The following is a 14,225-nucleotide window of genomic DNA, read 5'->3' as shown; positions in this document are numbered from 1 at the left end:
GCCCTTAGCCTGTGGTCATTCCATTCCTATCGCGAAGACGAGGTTTGACCATGGCACGTTTGCTCGACTCCACCCCCAAACAAGACGGCTTCCGTCTGCCCGGAGAATTCGAAGCTAAGTCCGGCTGCTGGCTCGGCTGGCCGGAGCGCACCGATGTCTGGCGCAACGGCGCCAAGCCTGCACAGAAAGTCTGGGTGCAAATCGTCACCGCCATCTCCCACAGCGAGCCGGTCACTGTGTGCGCCTCTGCCGCGCAGTTCGCCACGGCACGTCGGCAGTTGCCGCCACAAGTGCGTGTGGTCGAGATGACCTGCAATGACACTTGGTTTCGCGACAGCGGCCCGTGCTTTGTGGTCAACGACCAGAGCGGTGAAGTGCGCGGCGTCGACTTCGAATTCAACGCCTATGGCGGCCTCGACGGTGGTCTCTATTACCCATGGGACAAGGACGATCAGATCGCCAGCAAAATCCTCGAAATCGAGCGCTTCGACCGCTACCGCGCGCCGCTGATTGCCGAGTTGGGCGGCATCCAGAGCGATGGCCAGGGCAGCATCCTCACCACCGAACAATGCCTGCTCAACCGCAATCGCAACCAGCATCTGGGCAAGGACGAAGTGACCCGACGCCTGACCGATTACCTCGGTGCCGAGCAAGTGATCTGGCTGCCACGCGGCTGCAAGTTCGACGAAACCGATGGCCATGTCGATGACCTCGCCTGTTTCGTCCGTCCCGGCGAAGTGGTGCTGCAATGGACCGATAACCGCGACGATCCGCAGTGGGAAATCTACCAAGAGGCCTTCGACATCCTGCGCAGCACCCGCGACAGCCGTGGTCGTGAGCTGATCGTGCACAAATTGCCGCAACCGGATGTGCTCGAGTGGACTGCCGAAGAAGCCGAAGGCCTTGATCAGCAGGACAGCACTCACACCCGTCAAGCCGGCACGAAAATCTGCGCGTCGTACATCAACTACTACGCAGGCAACAGCTCGATCGTGGTGCCGCTGTTCGGTGATCGTAACGACAAGGTTGCCATGGCGACGCTGGCCGAACTGTTCCCGCAGCACAAGATTGTCGGCATCGAAAACTCCCGGGAAATCCTCCTTGGCGGCGGCAACGTTGCGTGCATCACCATGCCGCAATACGCCGGCAAAGGAGTGTAATCATGGGCCTGCACAAACTGACTCAAGCGTTATTGCTGGTGCTTGCACCCCTATGTGTGCAGGCCGCTGACTCCGCCAAACCGGTGGTTAATCTGTACATCTGGGGCGAGTATCTGGCGCCGGATACGCTGAAGAATTTCGAGGCGAAGACCGGTATTCATGTGGTCGCCGATCACTTCGATTCGCTGGAAACCGTCGAGACCAAATTGCTCACCGGGCGCAGCGGATACGACCTCGTGTTGACCGCCGGGCAGCATCTGTCGCGGGCCATCGAAAGCGGCGCGATCCAGCCGCTGGACAAGGCCCGGGTGCCGCACTTTGCCGGGGTTGGCGAGGAGTTTCGCCAGCACATGGCGGTGTTCGATCCGGGCAATCGCTATGCGGGGATTTACGCCTGGGGCACCACCGGTGTGGGCTATCAGGAACAGGCGATCAAGCAGCGTTTGCCCGATGCACCGACGGACAGTTGGGCGATGTTGTTCGATCCGGCAGTGGTTTCGAAATTCGCTGACTGCGGGGTGAGTCTGCTCAACGATCCCAACGAGGTATTTGCCGCCGTCATGAAGTACATGGGGCTGGACATCAACCGGCAGAACCTCGATGACTTGAAACTCGCCGAGCAGCAACTGGCGAAGATCCGGCCGTACATTCGTTACTTCGATAACGACCTGAACATCAGCGATCTGGCCAACGGCAACACCTGCGTGGCGATGTCGTGGAATGGCAATGTGGCGATCGCGGCGGGGCAGGCGGAGGCGGCGCAGAAGCCGTTCAAGTTGAGTTACCGGATTCCGAAAGAGGGCACGTTGATCTGGTTCGATGCCATGGTCGTGCCCAAGGACGCGCCGCATCCGCAGGCCGGGTTGGCGCTGATGGATTATTTGATGACGCCGGAGGTGATTGCGCCGATCACTGACACCATTCATTACGCCAACGCGATCACGGCGGCGGATGGTTTGGTCGATGCATCGATTCGCAATGATCCGGGGACGTATCCGTCGGCCGACGTCAGGGCCACGCTGTACAGCAAAAATGATAATGGCAAGGCGTTCAATCGGGCGCTGATGCGGGCGTTCAGTCGGTTGAAGTCCGGGCTGTGAAAAGCCGACCCTCACCCCAGCCCTCTCCCAGTGGGAGAGGGGGCCGACCGAGGTGTCTTGCGTTAAACATCGACCTGAAAACCCGAGTCGATTATGGATTTAAGCCCTGGCGATCATGGATTCAGAGGTGCTATTTCAAGTCGACGTAAATCTCCAATATCCCCCAATCAGTCCCCTCTACCTTTGGGCGGTCCGACGTTTCGGGAGGGTTAGGGTGAGGGCAGTCGATTATGGGTTTGAGAAGTCTTGGCGATCATGGATTCACAGGGGTTATTTCAAGTCGACGTAAATCTCCAATATCCCCCAATCAGTCCCCTCTCCCTCCGGGAGAGGGCTAGGGTGAGGGCAGCGGTTTCGGCACCCGCCACAAATACCACGCCGCCACCGTCCGAAAAGGACTCCAGGCCAACCCGATCTCAACCATCTGCCTGCGCGTCGGCTGCACCTCCAACCCCTTCAAGCGCCGATAACCCTCACGCACACCAAAATCATCCGCCGGCAAAACATCCATGCGCTCCAGGCTGTAGATCAGCAACATCTCCACCGTCCAGCGACCGACCCCGCGCAAACTGACCAAACGTTCGATCAGCGCCTCGTCATCCATCGCCAACGCCGTGGCGTAATCCGGCACCACGCCATCCAGCGTCGCCTGGGCAATCCCCTGAATCGTCGCAATCTTGCCCGCGGAAAATCCGCAACTGCGCATTCGCTCAAAATCAGTTGCAAGAATCTGCTCGGGACGAGGAAACGTCTGACCGGGAAACAACCCCACCAAGCGCCCGACAATCGCATCGCCGGCCTTGGCATGCAGCTGCTGATAAGCAATCGCCCGCACCAGCGACTCATACGGATCACGCGCCGGATGCGGTTGATGCAGGCACGGGCCGACCTCAGCGATGTGACGCTGCCAGTCCGGATCAAGCGCGGCCAGATACTCGCGGGCCGCTTGATAGTCGTCAGCCATTTATTTCAGCAAGCCGTTGACTTCGCCGTAAGTGAACGCCTTGAGGTCATGGCTGTCGAGTTTGCCGCTGGCCAGAAAGCTTTTCACCAGCCCGCCCATCGCGCCATAGAGGAATTCGGCAATGCCGGAACCCGCGCTCAAGCGGCGCACGCCCAGCGCTTGCAGTTCTTCAGGCGAAGGCAGGCAAGCGAAACCAAGGACATTGACTGGCAGCGCAGTGCCCTTGCAGATGGCCTCGATTTCATAGGCCGACGTGACGCCCGCCGCGAACAAACCATCCGCGCCGACCGCTTGATACAGCGCCGCCCGATGCAGGGTTTCGGCGACGCGATCCTCGGCCGGAACAAGGCTTTTCAGATAGACATCGGTGCGCGCATTGATGAACAGCTGCACCTCGCGTTTGTTGGCAACCTGTCGCGCCACTTCGATCTTGCGCGCGAGCAACTCGGGATCGGCAGAACCGTCCTCGATATTGATGCCCACGGCACCCGCCGCGATCACCGCATCCAGCACTTCGGCCACGCGCCCGAGGTCGTCGGAATAGCCGGCCTCGACATCCACGGTCAAGGGAATGCTGATCACCCGGGCGATGGCTGCCACCGTCGACACCAGCCGTTCAAGGGGCAGAGCGTTGCCGTCCGGGTAACCGTGGGCCCAGGCCACTGCCGCGCTGCTGGTGGCCACGGCTTTACCGCCCAGATGCTCGACCAGTCGCGCCCCGGTGGCGTCGCCCACGTTGGTCAGCATCAACAGGCCTTGCTGGTGCAACTGGTGAAACTGCGTAGCGAGCGCGTTCATCAAAAATCCTTCTTGTCAGTTGATTCGATTCGTCAGAATGCCAAGGGTTGCGTGAGCTGCACGGCGGCGTTTTCCAGACGCAGCAGAAACGCTTTGCGCGGCTGCCCACCACCATAGCCGGTCAGCGAGCCATCCGCGCCGATCACGCGATGACAAGGCACCACAATCGACAGCCGATTGTGCCCGTTGGCCAGACCGACCGCGCGACTGGCACCGGGTTTGCCCAAACCGGCGGCGATGGCCCCGTAAGTGCTGGTATGGCCGTAAGGGATTTGCAGCAGCGCCGACCAGACCTGCCGGGCGAACTCGCTGCCGGGCAGGTGCAATGGCACGGTAAAGGTGTTCAGCCGGCCGGCGAAATACTGCGCCAGTTGCGCCTCGATCTGCTGCAAATGCGCATTGTGCCCCGGTGCCACCGCGTAACCGTAGCGGTTCTGCAACTCCTCGACTTCGCGGGTCAGTGCCGGGCGATCAAGAAATTCCAGCAACACCAGGCCGCGGCGTTCGGCCATGGCGATCATCGGCCCCAGCGGCGTGGTCAACCGGGTGAACAGCAGCGGCTCGCTGTGTCCGGCGCGGCCGGGGGTGATGTGGAAGGACTTCTGGAAGGCATCGCGAAAACCGCTGAGCGATTCATAACCCGAATCAAACGCGGCGTGATCAATCGAGGTGCCTTGCTTGATCCCGCCCAGCGCCATGCCCAAGCGGCGCGTACGCAGCCACGCATGGAAGGTCATGCCGAAATGCTGCTTGAACCAGCGCCGCAGCTTCAGCGGCTCGATGCCTTCAGCAAGCAATTGTGCGTCGCTCCAGCGCACCTCCGGATCGGCGTCCACGGCGTTGAGCAGCCGTTGCACCCAGTCCGGGGCGATGGCTGCGGCATCCAGTGGTTTGCAGCGCAAGCAGGCGCGATAGCCCGCCGACAGACAGTCGTCGGCGTGGGCGAAGAATTCGACGTTCTCCGGTTTCGGTTTGCGCGCCGTGCAACTGGGGCGGCAGAAGATCCCGGTGGTTTTCACCGCCGTGAAGAACACGCCCTCGTAGGCAGTGTCGCGTTCGAGCATGGCGCGCACCATTTCGGCGTGGGGCGGCAGGACAGCGGTTTGTATGTTCATGGTTCGAGAGTAAAACCAGATTCTCGATGGCTCCACCGAAAAATCGACAGTGAATTTTCAAATCCCCTGAACTACCGTGTAGGAGCTGCCGCAGGCTGCGATCCTGATCGTTCCCACGCTATGCGTGGGAATGCAGCCCGGGACGCTCCGCGTCCCAAAATCCCGGATCGCCGCTATCGGCAGCTCCTACCGTTTGTTGAGGTGTGCCCGATGCATCCGTTTTCCATCCAACACATTGATCACATCGTCCTGCGCGTCGCCGATCTGCAACGCAGCATCGACTTCTACGGCCAGGTGTTCGGCGCCGAAGTGGTCAAACGCAACGAACCGCTGGGCCTGATACACCTGCGCGCCGGCACTTCGATGATTGATCTGGTCGACCTGCAAGGCGAACTCGGCCGCAAGGGCGGCGGGGCGGCCGGCAGCGAGCGGCGTAACGTCGATCATTTCTGCCTGCGCATCGAACCGTTCGATGAAGAAGCGCTAAGCGCACACCTGCAATCCTTCGGCCTGAGCGTGGCAAAAGCCGAATCACGCTTCGGCGCCGAAGGCAAAGGGCTGTCGCTGTACTGCTTCGACCCGGACGGCAATCAGGTCGAACTCAAAGGCCCGTCCGAGGCTTAAGCGCGTTTGGCCATCAACAGCGCCGAAGCCGCCGCCGAGAGCAGGCCTGCGCAGCAACGATTGAAGATCCGTTTGCCGCGCGGCTCGGCGAACCAGCGGCGCATGTGCAGGCCCATCCACGCGTAGGCGCTGATGGCGATCCACTCCAGCAGCAGAAACAGCACGCCCAGCACCGCAAATTGCGCCGGCACCGGGCGCGCCGGGTCGACGAACTGCGGCAGAAACGCGGTGAACAACAGGATCGCCTTCGGATTGCCCGCCGCCACCAGAAACTCCTGCCGCGCCAATGCAAAGAAACCAATGGTCGCGCCCGTCACCTGCTGATCGGCCTCAGGATTGGCCCGCCACAACTGCCAGGCCAGATATAACAGATACGCCGCGCCGACGATCTTGATCGCATGGAACAGCCATTCCGAGGTCTGTAACACCACCGACAAACCCGCCCCAGCCAGCGCAATCATCCCCGCGAACGCCAGAATCCGCCCGATACCCGCCGTGCAGGCGCGGCGAAAGCCATAACGCGTGGCGTTGCTGATCGATAGCAGGTTGTTCGGCCCGGGGGCCATGTTCAGGGCGAAACAGGCCGGGAGAAACAGGATGAGCGTGGCGAGATCCATGACAGCACTCCAGAAACGAGAGCGATATTTTTATCACAGCCTCCGGGCGCCCAGACCCATACAGTCACGCCGCGCTGTCGCGGTACAGCGCCCGGCGCGGTTGGGCAACGCGGTCGAACTTTTTGCAGATGCCTTCACTCTGAATGACTCAGAGGGTGATGGTTTCGGCAGAAATAACTATCCGGCCGGTCAGAAACCGCGATAGCCGTGTAAAATTTCGCCGACGTTGCACTCACCCCGTTTGGCCCCCGGCGGCCCCACCAAGAGCGATCTACATGCAAGCAAAGGCCCGTGAAGTTTATGTGCCACCGGTGCTGCAAGATCTGCGGGCCGGCACTGCCGAGCTGCACATCGCACTGGAAAAACGCCTTCCCTTTTTCTCCGATACCCTCGATACCCAGGCTTTTGTGCGGTTGATGCAGGCTTATTACGGCTTCTATCTGCCGCTGGAAAACGCCTTGCTCCGCAGTGATGCAATTCCTGCCGATTTTGATCTGACGCTTCGACTCAAAGCGCCAACCTTGCGCACTGATCTGCACGCGCTGGGCGTATCTGCCGAAGCGCTGCAAAACCTGCCGCAGTGCGAGCAGTTGCCGTTGATCGACTCAAGTTCCGCCTGCCTTGGCGTGCTCTACGTCCTCGAGGGGGCGACGCTGGGCGGGCAGATTCTGCGCCGGGAAATTTCCACCCGGTTAGGCCTGGAAGCCGATAACGGCGCGGCCTTTCTCGATATCTACGGCGCCGCCACGGGCCGGCGCTGGCGTGACTTCATCGAATACCTCGGTAGTCGCCCAATGAGCGCCGCCGAGCGCGCCGCTGTCGTCACGGCAGCACAAACCACATTCAGCTGTTTCGAGCACTGGCTCGAAAGCCGGGAGGTACTGGCATGAACCCGCAAGACAAACAAGACTTTGAAGAACTGCTGGCCAACTGTGCCGACGAGCCGATTCGTTTCCCCGGTGCGATCCAGCCCCACGGTTTGCTGTTGACCCTGAGCGAACCTGCATTGGCGATCATTCAGGTCAGCGCCAACGTCGAAACCCTGCTGGCCCGGGAGCCGCAAAGCCTGATCGGTCAGCCACTGGAAAGCCTGATCGGCGACGCCGAAGCGGCAAAAGTGCGCGAGGCCTCGCTGCAACCGTCGCTGTCCGACTTGCAGCCGCTGCGCTTCAGGCTCAACGGCACCGCGTTCGAGGGCTTGTTGCATCGTCATCAGGGCGTGCTGATTCTGGAGCTGGAAATCCACGTTGAAAACTTCCAGCCGCGCAACGTCGCCGGCAATCAAACGCATCTGGGGCGCATGCTTCAGCGTCTACAAGCGGCCACCACCTTGCAGGCGCTGTACGACATCAGCGTCAAGGAAATCCAGACCATGACCGGTTACGACCGGGTGTTGATCTATCGTTTCGAAGAGGAGGGCCACGGTCAGGTCATCGCCGAAGCCTCCGACCCGTCGATGGAAGTGTTCAACGGCCTGTTTTTCCCGGCGTCGGACATTCCCGAACAGGCGCGCGAGCTGTATCGCACCAACTGGCTGCGGATCATCCCCAATGCCGATTACCAACCGGTGCCGCTGCTGCCCAAGCTGCGCCCGGACACCGACACGCCGCTGGACCTGAGTTTCGCCACCCTGCGCAGCGTGTCGCCGATCCACTGCCAGTACATGAAGAACATGGGCGTGCTGTCGTCGATGAGCATTTCCCTGCTCAAGGGCGACAAACTGTGGGGCTTGATCAGTTGCGGCAATCGCCAGCCACTGCACGTGCCGCACGAGTTGCGCGCCGCGTGTCAGACCATCGGCCAAGTGCTGTCGCTGCAGATCAGCGCGATGGAGGCGCTGGAGATCAGCCGCCAGCGTGAAGAAAAAGTCGAAGCCTTGGCGCTGCTCAATCAAGCGATGATCGATTCGCCGCAGAATGTCTTTGACGGGCTGGCCAATCAACCGCAGACGTTGATGGCGCTGACCAATGCCGGCGGTATCGCGATCATCGAAGACAAACAATTGCACCGTTACGGCAACTGCCCGGAACCGGAAGACATTCGCGCCTTGCACAAGTGGCTGCAGGACAGCGGCGAGGCGGTGTTTGCCAGTCATCACCTGGCCAGCGTCTACCCGCCGGCCGCGCAGTATCAGCAGGTGGCCAGCGGCGTGCTCGCCATGAGCCTGCCGAAACCGGTGGACAACGGCGTTTTCTGGTTCCGCCCCGAGGTCAAGGAAAACATCAATTGGAGCGGCGATCCGCGCAAGCCGCTGGACCTGGAAAACTCCGACGCCGGCCTGCGCTTGCGCCCGCGCACCTCGTTCGAAATCTGGAAGGTCGAGATGGCCGGGATCTCCACCAAGTGGAGCCACGGTGATCTGTTTGCCGCCAACGATCTGCGCCGTTCGGCGCTGGAAAACGATCTGGCCCGGCAAGTACGCCGCGAACAGGAAGCAGTGCGTGCCCGCGATGAGCTGGTGGCGGTGGTGTCGCACGATCTGCGTAACCCGATGACCGTGATCTCGATGCTCTGCGGCATGATGCAGAAGGCTTTCAGCTCCGACGGCCCGCACACTTCGCGCAGGATTTCCACGGCGATCGACACCATGCAGCAGGCCGCCGGGCGCATGAACACGCTGCTGGAAGATTTGCTCGATACCTCGAAAATCGACGCCGGACGCTACTCCATCACCCCGCAGAAACTCGATGTCGGGCAGATGTTCGAGGAAGCGCAGGCGCTGCTTGCGCCGTTGGCACTGGACAAGGACATCAGCATTTCCTTTGCCGCCGATCCTGATCTGCGCATTCACGCTGACCCCGAGCGGCTGTTCCAGGTACTGTCGAATCTGGTCGGCAACGCGATCAAGTTCACCCCGCGTCTGGGCAGGGTGGGGGTACACGCCACTTCCGTCGGCAATGACATCGTCTTCACTGTTCGCGATAGCGGCGAAGGCATTCCCAAGGAGCACCTGCCGCACGTGTTCGACCGTTACTGGACGGTGAAAGAAGGCAACCCGACCGGCACCGGCCTCGGTTTGTACATCACCCAAGGCATCGTCGAAGCCCACGGCGGGCGGATCTTCGCCGAGAGCGAACCGGGGCAGGGCAGTGAGTTTCGCTTCACCGTGCCGCGTTTGGACTGAACACAGCTTTTATGTGGGAGCGAGCTTGCTCGCGAATGGGGTCGTCCTTGATCGTTCCCACGCTCTGCGTGGGAACGCCTCAACGGACGCTCTGCGTTCGGCTCTGGAAGGGACGCGGAGCGTCCCGGGCTACATTCCCACGCAGAGCGTGGGAACGATCAGGATCACAGGGGCATTTTCTTCAATACGGAGAACCGGGCGCTGGCTAGGGTGAGCACCTTGTTCCTCGATTTGAAGCAGGTGTGCGATGAGTCTGATTGTTTCGATGGCGGCGTTTGCGTTGGCGGCGTCCATCACGCCGGGGCCGGTGAATATCGTGGCGTTGAGTTCCGGGGCGCAGTTCGGGTTTCGCGCCAGTCAGCGGCATGTTGCCGGGGCCACGTTAGGGTTTGTGTTGCTGTTGGTGTTGATGGGCCTGGGTTTGCACGAGGTGCTGAAACTCTGGCCATTCATGACCCGCGTGGTGCAACTGGCCGGCGTGGCGTTTCTGCTGTTCATGGCGTGGAAACTGGCCGTGGATGACGGGCAGTTGAATGCCGGGGATTCGGGGCGGGCACCGTCCATGCTGTACGGCGCAGTGATGCAATGGCTCAACCCGAAAGCCTGGCTGGCATGCGTCGCGGGTATGGGCGCGTTTGTCGCCGATGGCGAGGCGCGGCTGGTGTGGCAGTTTGCGGCGGTGTATCTGGTGATCTGTTACCTGTCGGTCGGCTGCTGGGTGTATGCCGGGACGTTTTTGCGTGGGTACCTGAGCAATGCGGCGGGGATGCGTTGGTTCAATCGGGTGATGGCGGGGTTGTTGGCGCTATGTGCCGGGTATTTGTTATTGCCTTGAAAAGCAAAGATCGCAGCCTTCGGCAGCTCCTACATTTGGAATGCATTCTCCTGTAGGAGCTGCCGAAGGCTGCGATCTTTTGATGTTCAAACACCAAACCAGATGCATACAGCCCCGGTGTCTTCGTCAGGGGCTAGCTGAACGGCTGCTGAAACGCGCCACCTTCCATGTGCCAGACCTTCGGCTCGTCCGAAAAATATTCCTCCAGACCCAGCATGAACAGCCGATGATCTTCACTCGCTTCAAACCCCGGCGTGTGATCCTCAAGGGATTGCCAGCGCACGATCAGATTGAACACCTCCGGTGTTTCGATTCCTGGCGCGAGCAGGTGGCCGCAATAACCCTTGGCGCGTTTGAGCAACGGCTCGACCTCGGTAAACGCATGCCGAAACGCCGCAGTTTGTTCTGTGTGAACGGGCAGTAAAGCGATCTCATAAATCATGGTGTGTTCTCCTTGCACTGCGTTCAGCGATTGGCGAGTTCGGACGACGGCGCGACAGCAATCGCGATTTTGCCTTGAACGCCGTTGTTGGGCGTTTCCAGCCGGGCATGGGCGAGCCCGATGTCGGCCAGCGAATACACTGCGCCCACGTGTGGCCGTAACTGACCACGGTCGATCAACGCACTCAACTCGTCGAGTTTGCCGCGATTCTGTCGGGTGAACACGAAGTGATAACTGGCGTTCTTGCCCCAGGCCTGAATCAGGTTCTGTGGCCGGGCCAGGTCAACGATCGACACTACGCGACCTAGCTGTGCGAGCGCGTCGGGACTGCGCGACAGGGTGTCGCCGCCGATGGTGTCGAACACTACATCGACGCCGCGCCCCTCGGTTTCGCGCAAGATCGCGTCAACGTAATCCTCCTTTTCGTAATCGATCAGCACATCGGCGCCCATCTGCCTGACGAACTCGAAATTGCCTTCACGCACGGTGGTGAACACCTTCGCGCCGATGGCTTTGGCCAGTTGAATCGCGACATGACCGACGCCGCCCGCGCCACCGTGGACCAGAATGCTTTCGCCGACTCTGAGTGCCGCCCGCACAACCAGCGCCTCCCATGCTGTTCCACCCACCAGACTCAGGCTCGCGGCTTCGAGATGACTCAATGTGGCAGGCTTTTTCCCGACAATGTTTTCGGCCGCCACGTGGTACTCGGCATAACTGCCCGGACCGTCGAATATTTGCGGGGTGTACCAGACTTCGTCACCCGGCACGAACGCCGTCACTCCCGGGCCGACCGCTTCGACAACGCCGGAGACGTCGTGCCCGGTGATGGCGGGGAGGGGCACCAGATCGGCATAGTCGCCACGGCGAACTTGGTAATCCAGTGGATTGATGGAGGTGGCGTGCACCCGTACCAGTACTTCTCCGGCTTGGGGTACCGGCTTGGGCACATCGCACAGTTCGAACGATTGCGCGCCGCCAAATGATGTAAGGATCATCGCTTTCATTGCATTGCCTCGTTTCGGTAAAAAGGGATATCGGGAATTCTCGATATCATGGGGTAAAAAATTACAGCTCACTGCCGATGATCTCGGCCAGCGCGCTGATCGCTGCTTCGTTGCGTTTGTAGTAAGTCCACTGCCCAATGCGCCTGACCTCGACCAGGCCGGCGCGTTGCAGCGTCGCCAGGTAATCGGACACCGTCGACTGCGACAGCCCGACGCCTTCCTGAATACTGCTGACGCAAACGCCCACCGTGTGCACGTCACCCTCATCCTGGGGAGGAAAGTGTTTCTCGGGATCCTTCAGGCCTTTGAGGATTTCCAGGCGTGTGCGGTTCGAGAGGGCTTTGAAGATTTCGAGTAGTTCCATGCCGCGACGATATCGGAATTTACCGATATGTCAATATCTGAATGTGAAACCGATCAGGCAATCACTCGCTCCCACAGGGGGAAGGGTTCGGTTTCAGATGACGTGTCAGCCGCGATATTGGCCGGGCGTTGCCGCCAGATGATGCTTGAACGCCCGCTGAAAATGCGCCTGATCGGCAAACCCGGCTTCCAGCGCGACATCCGCGATCAACTGACCGCTGCGCAGGCGCTCGCGGGCAAACTGGATGCGCTGGTTGACCAGAAACGCGTGGGGCGTCATGCCGTAATGCTGTTTGAAGGCGCGGATCAGGTATGAGGGTGACAGTTGTGCTGCTGAACAGATGTCGTCGAGGTTGAGCACCTCGGTGCAGCGTTCGCGGATGAAATCGGCAGCGCGTTCCAGTTTGAAATTGGGTTCGCGCAGAGAGGGGGCGGCGGGGTTCAAACGCAGTTGCAGATCGCTGAAAAACTCTACCGCAGCGCTTTGCTTGTGCAGCACATCCTGTTGCGGGTCGACCAACGTTTGATACAGCCCGTTCAGTTCGTTGAACAGCGTAGCGTCATCAAGGTGAGTGGTGGAAAAGCGCCGAAATTCAAGGTCACTGGCGAATCCCAGTTGATGCTGCAAGTCCGTCAGCCACGGCGTCTCGACGTACAGCATCACATACGACCACGGCTGATCATCGATCGGATTGCACGCATGCACATCGCCGGGGTTCATCAGCACCACAGTGCCCGCCGCCACTTCGAACTGCGCCTGTTCATGCACATAAGTACTGCGCCCGGCGGTGATCGCGCCAATGGAAAAATGCGCATGGGAATGCCGGGCGTAGCAGACTTCGCGGCCATCGGCGATGGCCCGCGCTTCAATGAACGGCAGCGCCGCGTCGCGCCAGAAGCGCGGGGCTTTTTCAGGGTGTTTGGCGGCAGCGTGTTTCATCGTTGTTATTCCCGGCAGGCCAGGGCGCCAGTGTATTAGCTCTGGCCGGCAAAGGCCCGTTCGAGTCCGGCGATATCGAGTTTTTTCATTGTGAACATGGCCTGCATGGCACGCTGCGATTTGCTGGTGTCTGCATCCAGCATCATGTGCATGAACGCCACCGGCACGATCTGCCACGACACGCCGAACTTGTCCTTGAGCCAGCCGCATTGCTGGGCTTCGACCGGGCCGCCCTCGGACAGATGGCCCCAGAAATGGTCGACTTCTTCCTGATTCTGGCAGTTGACCTGAAACGAGATCGCCTCATTGAACTTGAACATCGGCCCACCGTTGAGGCCGGTGAAGGTCTGGCCATCGAGTTCGAAACTGACGGTCATCACCGCACCTTCCGGCTTGCCGTGAAATTCCTGGCCGACCTTGCTGTAGTGGGTCAGGCCGGTGATTTTCGAGTGATCGAAGATCGAGCAATAGAACTTCGCGGCGGCTTCGGCCTGATCGTCGAACCACAGGCAGGGCGTGAGCTTTTGAAAGCGTTGCATGGCAGTCATCCTCGGCAGGTTAGACACGCAGGATTTACAGCGTAGTCAGTCCTTGGTCGATTGCCGATGCCGTAGATCGACAAGTTAGCGGGCGTCAGAAATCGTAGTCATAACGACTAGAGGTGGAGTCAAATTGACATTAATGTTTCTGTGTCAAATTGACTCTGCTGTGCTCAAGTGACTGAATTTCCTCGATTTTTAATATGGCACGGGAATTGAGGTGCTCAACGTACACAATGAATTGCTCAGGAGTACGCCACCATGCTCACTTTCTTCGAAAGCCCGCTGAACGTTCTGCACCTGTCGAGCAAAGTCCTCGTCGCCGGCCTGATCATGCTGCTGGCCGGCATCTACGGCGCGTATCTCTACAACGGCCACATGCCGATTGCGCTGCTGGTGACGATGCATTCGCTGACCATCCTCGGCCCGACCCTGATCAAGATCGGCTACGTCATGCGCCTGCTGGCGCAATACCGCATTCGTGGTCCGCAGATGATCCGGCAAACTGCATAGATCCCTGTGGGAGCGAGCTTGCTCGCGAAGGCGTCGGCACAGTCGGAATCTGCGTACCTGACACACCGCTTTCGCGAGCAAGCT

The 14,225-nt window shown here is 60.2% G+C and carries 16 protein-coding genes; 7 read left to right on the top strand and 9 right to left on the bottom strand.

Going from position 1 to position 14,225, the window contains the following annotated elements; translation table 11 throughout:
* Window positions 1-50: 50 nt before the first annotated feature.
* Together aguA and H8F23_RS01620 are read left to right on the top strand one after the other, a co-directional pair.
* Window positions 51-1,160, top strand: a complete 1,110-nt coding sequence (gene aguA, locus H8F23_RS01625) for an agmatine deiminase (protein ID WP_194933182.1) — start codon at window positions 51-53, stop codon at window positions 1,158-1,160.
* Between the two features lie 2 nt (window positions 1,161-1,162).
* Complete coding sequence (locus H8F23_RS01620; protein ID WP_194933181.1) at window positions 1,163-2,260, top strand: extracellular solute-binding protein; 1,098 nt, start codon at window positions 1,163-1,165, stop codon at window positions 2,258-2,260.
* Window positions 2,261-2,594: 334 nt separating this feature from the next.
* On the opposite strand, the gene H8F23_RS01615 is transcribed toward H8F23_RS01620, so the two are convergent.
* The 3 genes from H8F23_RS01615 to H8F23_RS01605 are packed head-to-tail and all read right to left on the bottom strand — an operon-like array spanning window position 2,595 to window position 5,137.
* Window positions 2,595-3,224 carry a DNA-3-methyladenine glycosylase family protein gene (locus H8F23_RS01615; protein WP_194933180.1) on the bottom strand — a complete coding sequence of 210 codons (630 nt, stop codon included), beginning with the start codon at window positions 3,222-3,224 and terminating at the stop codon, window positions 2,595-2,597.
* Window positions 3,225-4,022: an isocitrate lyase/PEP mutase family protein gene (locus tag H8F23_RS01610; protein WP_194933179.1), complete on the bottom strand. Its 798-nt coding sequence runs from the start codon at window positions 4,020-4,022 to the stop codon at window positions 3,225-3,227.
* A gap of 32 nt (window positions 4,023-4,054) precedes the next feature.
* Window positions 4,055-5,137 carry a bifunctional transcriptional activator/DNA repair enzyme AdaA gene (locus H8F23_RS01605; protein ID WP_194933178.1) on the bottom strand — a complete coding sequence of 361 codons (1,083 nt, stop codon included), beginning with the start codon at window positions 5,135-5,137 and terminating at the stop codon, window positions 4,055-4,057.
* Window positions 5,138-5,347: 210 nt separating this feature from the next.
* Here H8F23_RS01605 and H8F23_RS01600 point away from each other — a divergent pair, with 210 nt between their 5' ends.
* Window positions 5,348-5,761, top strand: a complete 414-nt coding sequence (locus H8F23_RS01600; protein WP_194933177.1) for a VOC family protein — start codon at window positions 5,348-5,350, stop codon at window positions 5,759-5,761.
* Here the strand turns inward: H8F23_RS01600 and H8F23_RS01595 are convergent.
* The gene (locus H8F23_RS01595) at window positions 5,758-6,378 is read right to left on the bottom strand and encodes a LysE family translocator (RefSeq protein ID WP_194933176.1); all 621 of its coding nucleotides are present in this window, start codon (window positions 6,376-6,378) and stop codon (window positions 5,758-5,760) included. The genes H8F23_RS01600 and H8F23_RS01595 overlap by 4 nt on opposite strands.
* A gap of 275 nt (window positions 6,379-6,653) precedes the next feature.
* Here H8F23_RS01595 and H8F23_RS01590 point away from each other — a divergent pair, with 275 nt between their 5' ends.
* From H8F23_RS01590 to H8F23_RS01580, 3 genes are all read left to right on the top strand, one after another.
* Window positions 6,654-7,268, top strand: a complete 615-nt coding sequence (locus tag H8F23_RS01590) for a biliverdin-producing heme oxygenase (protein ID WP_194933175.1) — start codon at window positions 6,654-6,656, stop codon at window positions 7,266-7,268.
* The gene (locus tag H8F23_RS01585) at window positions 7,265-9,502 is read left to right on the top strand and encodes an ATP-binding protein (RefSeq protein ID WP_194933174.1); all 2,238 of its coding nucleotides are present in this window, start codon (window positions 7,265-7,267) and stop codon (window positions 9,500-9,502) included. Before H8F23_RS01590 ends, H8F23_RS01585 begins: the two co-directional genes overlap by 4 nt.
* Before the next feature lie 247 nt (window positions 9,503-9,749).
* Window positions 9,750-10,337 (top strand): LysE family translocator, encoded by a 588-nt coding sequence (locus H8F23_RS01580; RefSeq protein WP_194933173.1) that lies wholly within the window; start codon window positions 9,750-9,752, stop codon window positions 10,335-10,337.
* A gap of 133 nt (window positions 10,338-10,470) precedes the next feature.
* Here the strand turns inward: H8F23_RS01580 and H8F23_RS01575 are convergent, their stop codons facing one another.
* From H8F23_RS01575 to H8F23_RS01555, 5 genes are all read right to left on the bottom strand, one after another.
* Window positions 10,471-10,779 (bottom strand): antibiotic biosynthesis monooxygenase family protein, encoded by a 309-nt coding sequence (locus tag H8F23_RS01575; RefSeq protein WP_194933172.1) that lies wholly within the window; start codon window positions 10,777-10,779, stop codon window positions 10,471-10,473.
* Window positions 10,780-10,802: 23 nt separating this feature from the next.
* Window positions 10,803-11,786 carry a zinc-dependent alcohol dehydrogenase family protein gene (locus H8F23_RS01570; protein WP_194933171.1) on the bottom strand — a complete coding sequence of 328 codons (984 nt, stop codon included), beginning with the start codon at window positions 11,784-11,786 and terminating at the stop codon, window positions 10,803-10,805.
* A gap of 61 nt (window positions 11,787-11,847) precedes the next feature.
* Entirely contained in the window at window positions 11,848-12,150 is a 303-nt protein-coding gene (locus H8F23_RS01565) for an ArsR/SmtB family transcription factor (RefSeq protein WP_077572353.1), read from the bottom strand.
* A 105-nt stretch (window positions 12,151-12,255) separates the two neighbouring features.
* Window positions 12,256-13,089 (bottom strand): helix-turn-helix transcriptional regulator, encoded by an 834-nt coding sequence (locus H8F23_RS01560; RefSeq protein WP_194933170.1) that lies wholly within the window; start codon window positions 13,087-13,089, stop codon window positions 12,256-12,258.
* 35 nt (window positions 13,090-13,124) lie between these two features.
* On the bottom strand, window positions 13,125-13,628 hold the full coding sequence (locus H8F23_RS01555) for a VOC family protein (RefSeq protein ID WP_194933169.1): 504 nt from the start codon (window positions 13,626-13,628) through the stop codon (window positions 13,125-13,127).
* A 261-nt stretch (window positions 13,629-13,889) separates the two neighbouring features.
* Between H8F23_RS01555 and H8F23_RS01550 the strand changes: the two genes are divergently transcribed.
* On the top strand, window positions 13,890-14,141 hold the full coding sequence (locus H8F23_RS01550) for a transmembrane sensor/regulator PpyR (protein ID WP_194933168.1): 252 nt from the start codon (window positions 13,890-13,892) through the stop codon (window positions 14,139-14,141).
* The last annotated feature ends 84 nt before the right edge of the window (window positions 14,142-14,225 follow it).

Source organism: Pseudomonas neuropathica, from assembly GCF_015461835.1.
GTDB lineage: Bacteria > Pseudomonadota > Gammaproteobacteria > Pseudomonadales > Pseudomonadaceae > Aquipseudomonas > Aquipseudomonas neuropathica.
Note: the sequence above shows the minus strand (reverse complement) of the source record. Positions and strands in the feature narration are given on the sequence as shown.

Coding starts and splice junctions, on each gene's coding strand:
- H8F23_RS01575 (WP_194933172.1), bottom strand. CDS start 10,779: ATGATTTATGAGATCGCTTTACTGCCCGTTCACACAGAACAAACTGCG.
- H8F23_RS01615 (WP_194933180.1), bottom strand. CDS start 3,224: ATGGCTGACGACTATCAAGCGGCCCGCGAGTATCTGGCCGCGCTTGAT.
- H8F23_RS01585 (WP_194933174.1), top strand. CDS start 7,265: ATGAACCCGCAAGACAAACAAGACTTTGAAGAACTGCTGGCCAACTGT.
- H8F23_RS01580 (WP_194933173.1), top strand. CDS start 9,750: ATGAGTCTGATTGTTTCGATGGCGGCGTTTGCGTTGGCGGCGTCCATC.
- H8F23_RS01570 (WP_194933171.1), bottom strand. CDS start 11,786: ATGAAAGCGATGATCCTTACATCATTTGGCGGCGCGCAATCGTTCGAA.
- H8F23_RS01595 (WP_194933176.1), bottom strand. CDS start 6,378: ATGGATCTCGCCACGCTCATCCTGTTTCTCCCGGCCTGTTTCGCCCTG.
- H8F23_RS01565 (WP_077572353.1), bottom strand. CDS start 12,150: ATGGAACTACTCGAAATCTTCAAAGCCCTCTCGAACCGCACACGCCTG.
- H8F23_RS01560 (WP_194933170.1), bottom strand. CDS start 13,089: ATGAAACACGCTGCCGCCAAACACCCTGAAAAAGCCCCGCGCTTCTGG.
- H8F23_RS01550 (WP_194933168.1), top strand. CDS start 13,890: ATGCTCACTTTCTTCGAAAGCCCGCTGAACGTTCTGCACCTGTCGAGC.
- H8F23_RS01600 (WP_194933177.1), top strand. CDS start 5,348: ATGCATCCGTTTTCCATCCAACACATTGATCACATCGTCCTGCGCGTC.
- H8F23_RS01620 (WP_194933181.1), top strand. CDS start 1,163: ATGGGCCTGCACAAACTGACTCAAGCGTTATTGCTGGTGCTTGCACCC.
- H8F23_RS01605 (WP_194933178.1), bottom strand. CDS start 5,137: ATGAACATACAAACCGCTGTCCTGCCGCCCCACGCCGAAATGGTGCGC.
- H8F23_RS01555 (WP_194933169.1), bottom strand. CDS start 13,628: ATGCAACGCTTTCAAAAGCTCACGCCCTGCCTGTGGTTCGACGATCAG.
- H8F23_RS01590 (WP_194933175.1), top strand. CDS start 6,654: ATGCAAGCAAAGGCCCGTGAAGTTTATGTGCCACCGGTGCTGCAAGAT.
- H8F23_RS01610 (WP_194933179.1), bottom strand. CDS start 4,022: ATGAACGCGCTCGCTACGCAGTTTCACCAGTTGCACCAGCAAGGCCTG.
- aguA (WP_194933182.1), top strand. CDS start 51: ATGGCACGTTTGCTCGACTCCACCCCCAAACAAGACGGCTTCCGTCTG.